Origin of the sequence: Thalassolituus sp. UBA6592 (assembly GCF_002433655.1) — a bacterium.
Taxonomy (GTDB): domain Bacteria; phylum Pseudomonadota; class Gammaproteobacteria; order Pseudomonadales; family Oceanobacteraceae; genus Venatoribacter.
This window is the reverse complement of the sequence record NZ_DJIO01000094.1, coordinates 1-4,314: the sequence shown is the minus strand read 5'-3', so window position 1 is coordinate 4,314 and position 4,314 is coordinate 1. Positions and strand designations below refer to the sequence as shown.

4 protein-coding genes are annotated in these 4,314 nt (G+C 52.5%); 1 reads left to right on the top strand and 3 read right to left on the bottom strand.

What is annotated here, in order from left to right; translation table 11 throughout:
* On the top strand, positions 1 to 181 hold a 181-nt coding region (locus B2Z72_RS09030), incomplete at its 5' end, for a hypothetical protein (RefSeq protein ID WP_297004626.1).
* 39 nt (positions 182 to 220) lie between these two features.
* Here the strand turns inward: B2Z72_RS09030 and dinG are convergent.
* From dinG to B2Z72_RS09015, 3 genes are all read right to left on the bottom strand, one after another.
* Complete coding sequence (dinG, locus tag B2Z72_RS09025; RefSeq protein ID WP_296982933.1) at positions 221 to 2,314, bottom strand: ATP-dependent DNA helicase DinG; 2,094 nt, start codon at positions 2,312 to 2,314, stop codon at positions 221 to 223.
* Positions 2,315 to 2,326: 12 nt separating this feature from the next.
* The gene (locus tag B2Z72_RS09020; protein ID WP_296982934.1) at positions 2,327 to 3,058 is read right to left on the bottom strand and encodes a general secretion pathway protein GspB; all 732 of its coding nucleotides are present in this window, start codon (positions 3,056 to 3,058) and stop codon (positions 2,327 to 2,329) included.
* A gap of 5 nt (positions 3,059 to 3,063) precedes the next feature.
* A partial coding sequence (locus B2Z72_RS09015; protein WP_297004624.1) for an ExeA family protein occupies positions 3,064 to 4,314 on the bottom strand: 1,251 nt, incomplete at its 5' end.

Here is a 4,314-nt window from a genome sequence, read left to right as displayed (position 1 = left end):
TCCGCACACAGGTAACAGCTACCATGTACGTATCCTGGCAAGGGAGCGGAAAACGTTACGCTGCCTGATTATCCAGCGCGATCTGAATCATGCCGATGAGTTGCTGGACTATCTGAAACATCATCTTCTGCTCAGCGGCAAAGATCAGCAGGCAAAAGACAATCAGCAAAAAATGGCCTGAGCCGGCTTTCGCCCTGCTCAGGATGTGCGGGATGATCGCTCAGGGAATGCGCTTAAATGGCGGTAAAGAATCCAGCAGCAGACGACCGTAACGCTGTGATAGCAGACGCTTATCAAGAATACTGATGCGACCATGATCGGATTCGGTGCGGATAAGACGTCCACAGGCCTGCACCAGACGCACCGACGCGGCAGGCAATGTTAAATCCATAAAGGGATTTCGACCGCGGCTTTCCAGCCATTCGGAAATGGCGGCCTGAATCGGATCATCCGGAACCGCGAACGGAATTTTCACAATAATTACATGGGTCACGTAATTACCGGGCAAGTCGATCCCTTCGGCAAAACTGGCCAAACCAAAAATAATACTGCCTTCGCCCTTGTCGATGCGCTCTTTATGCCTGCGCACAATTTCAGCTTTGGGTAAAAACCCCTGACACAACAACTGATCGTACCAGTCAGATAAAAATGTATCCCTTGTCGCCTCCAGCTGGGCCCGGGAGCTGAACAACACCAGCGTGCCTTTTTTGGTATTCACTTCCTGCTTCAGCCAGGACTCAATATCAGTCTGGAACTGTTCACTCTTAGGATCACTGGCCAATGACACCGGCTGCAACTCACCCAGCGATGGGTAATCAAACGGGCTGGCAACACGCTCATAAACAGCCCAGTCCGGCAAACCGGACTCCCAGATCAGTTTATTAAAACTGTTCAGTGCCGTAAGAGTCGCCGATGTCACCACTGCACCGTAGCAACGGTTCCAGAGATTACGGCGCAGCTGCTCTGCTACCGCAATCGGTGAAGCACTCAGGCGAATATCCCAGCCCTCACCAAACGGAATTTTGCTGAGCCAGCGCGCCACCGGCAGCTGACCTTCTTCCTCTTCCGCACAGAGCCAGGATAACGCTTCGGATAACTGTTCAGCGCGGGAAAACAAAATCCCCATCGGAGCCTGCCAGGACTCCGCGACATCCCGGGCGATATCGGCGTCTTCCTTCGGATCGAGGGATTTCTGCAGCATGTCGTTGAGCTTATCCAGGGTAAGCAACAGAGGCTGCAACGGCCCTTTCATATTGCTCAGCAGCTGGCGCAGATTCTCCGGCACCCGGCCCTGTTCGAAACGCAGGCGTTCCTGTTCGCCCATCATATCCATTAACAATGGCCAGACCAGACTGATGGCCTGCTGAATTTCCTGAATCTGCCCCGGCGCTTCGGATAAACCGTGCATCAGTGTATGTGGGATACCTGCTGCAGCAATAAATTGCTCCAGGCCTTTTTCAAGTTGCTGCAGCCACTGACGCTGACCACGGATACCAATTTCAAGACGGAAGTGATTCAGTGCTTTGTCGGCCAGGTGATGACCTTCATCGAAGACATAGATGGTTTTATCCGGTGATGGCAGCACAGCGCCGCCGCCGAGCGATAAATCCGCCAGCACCAGATCGTGGTTGGCAACAATGACATCAGCCTCATCCATTGCATTACGCGCCTTATAGAAAGCGCAATTCTGAAAATGCGGACAACGGCGATTGGAACATTCGCGGTGCGTGGCGGTTAAGTGCGACCACTGGGAATCTTCCATTTCATCGGTCAGGCGATCGCGGTCACCATCCCACTTACCAGAAGCATATTGCTGCAGAAGTTCTTCATACAGCGCCTTATCTTTTTCTTCCGGCGACTGCTCAAATAAATCCACAGTCGATAATAAACCAGAAAGATGCTGCAGAGATTTATCCAGCTTCAACAGGCACAGATAACGTCCGCGCCCTTTTGCCAAAGCAAAATTAAAGGGCATCGAAATGGTTTTCTTAAGGTTCGGTAAATCCTTATCGAGAATCTGCTCCTGCAACGCCACCGTAGCCGTCGAAATCAGTAATTTCTTTTCTTTTTCAATCGCCACCGGCAAAGACGCCAGCAGATATGCCAGCGTTTTACCGGTACCGGTACCGGCTTCCACCACAGAAATACCGGCATTATTATCACGCGCACCTTTTTCATCTTCATGCACAGCTGCGAGACTTTTTGCGACCTCAGCAATCATCACCCGCTGACCATAACGCGGCTTCAGGTTCAGTGCTTTAATGCATTCCCGGTACAATGACTGGATCCGGTCTTTGGTTTCTTTACTTAACATTCAGCTGTCTTCTTAATCGGATCCGGGAATGGCCTGCCAGCCTTTGCTGCGCCCAACATGCACGGGCCAGCCTTCAACATCCAGGGTGATACCGTCGGAGGTAATTTCTTTCAGATAAACGCCTTCCGCAACAAAATCGCCTTCATGCCACTCACGGTTATTCATAATAACACTGCGTTTATCCGCAACCGGGCTGTAAATATGACTGTTAATCATTAATTGCGGGATACGGCGCAAGGCTGAAATCGGCGGCATCGCGCGCTGCACAGCTGGATCATTCAAAGCACTCTGCGTACTGTCAGAGCCCACCTGTTTAACCTTTTGGTCCGTACGGGCTGTCTCTGTAGAAGGCGTTACAGCAGGAGCGACAGGCACGGAGGCCACCTTAACCGGCACAGGTGCGATATCCAGCTCATGAGTCTGTTCTGTGTTGGCGACCTCATGCTCTGGTGCAGCCGGAACATTCACCTTACGTCCGTCCGCCGATGTAGATGTCGATGCCGGTTGCGATTGTTCCGCTTCAGTGACCCGATGATATTCGCCCACATCAGAATCAGCGGTCAGTGTCAGCAGATTCCACAGCAACAGGGCGACAACCAGCAGAGCGACGCCCAACAGCAGAAAGATGCCCCGATTACTGATTTTTGCAGTGCTCTGCTGATTCAGTGCAGCATCCGCTGCCAGTCCTTCCTGCTGGCGACGCTGGGCTTCGGATTTTTTCAACGCATCAAGAATATACGACACGGAAATCAGCCTCCTGCCTGCTGAAGATAATAAAGGGTTTGCGGCCCGAGAATGCGGTCAGCCAATAAACCATTGGCGCGCTGAAACTGTTCGACCTTATTAGCCAGCAAGGGATCATAAAAATCGGCATCTGCAGCCTGCCCGTCTCCTGCCGGACCAATAACCTGCCAGTCGTGATCCCAGCTGCCGCCCAGCTTCTGTCTTACCCAGCCAACCACCGTCGAACGCTCACCCGGTTTAATCAGATGGTCCGCATCAAAACCCTGCGGCGGTTGCCAGAAGATCAACGCCTGCCCATTGTATTTATCCGGCGCCTGCGGCTTTTCACGTTGCCAGCGGTTATTGCCATTAAAATCGCGCACCTGAATCAACTGCAGATAATCGCCGACATACAACTGATTGAGCGGCCAATCGACCCATAGGCAACGATAATCTGTACCGCTGAGTTGCGCACACTGTTCAAGAGGCTGACCGAAGGCTTCAGTGCTCAGAACGGTAACCGGATTTTCGGGTTCAGTGTGTAAATAGTGTGCCGCAAGCTGCCTGATACCGGCGCCGGTCAGCGATTTATCAGACAGCGTGAAAAATACGCCGCCGGCTATCACCAGCACCAGTAACAACAAAAGCACTGCACCAGGCCTGAACAAGGTCGCAATACCACGGTTGCTGCGCCCCGCAGCGGGTGCAATATCAGCGCTGTTTTTCGGCGGCAAAATTTCTTTCTCTGCGCCTTTTATCAGTGCCGTGGTAACACGCGTTTTTTCCCGCGCGTAAGCGCCCAACAAAGCCCGGTCAGCCAGGGAATTAATCATCCTCGGCACGCCACCGCTGGCTTGCCAGAGCCTGCGCAATGCACCGTCGGTAAAAAGTCTGTCACGGGACGAAGCAGAAGAATCATCCGGTCGTCCGGCCCGGACCAGACGGAAGCTGACGTATTCACGTACTTCCCCGAGGCTCAGATTACGCAAATGGTAACGGGCGGTTATGCGTTGATTGAGCTGGCGCAGATCATAGCGCGCCAGCGTCTGCTGCAGCTCCGGCTGCCCCACCAGAATAACCGTCATCAGTTTTTCGGTATGAGTTTCCAGATTAGTCAGCAGCCTCACCTGTTCCAGCAATTCAGGGGGCATGGCCTGGGCTTCATCAATAACGCAGATCACTTTGCGCCCTTCGGCGTATTCGGAGATTAAAAACTCATTTAGATAACGGTATAAATCCCGTAACGAATCAGAATCCCCATAAACAATATCGAGATC

Excerpts from the sequence above, each read along its gene's own strand:
- dinG (WP_296982933.1), bottom strand. The coding sequence starts at position 2,314 with ATGTTAAGTAAAGAAACCAAAGACCGGATCCAGTCATTGTACCGGGAA.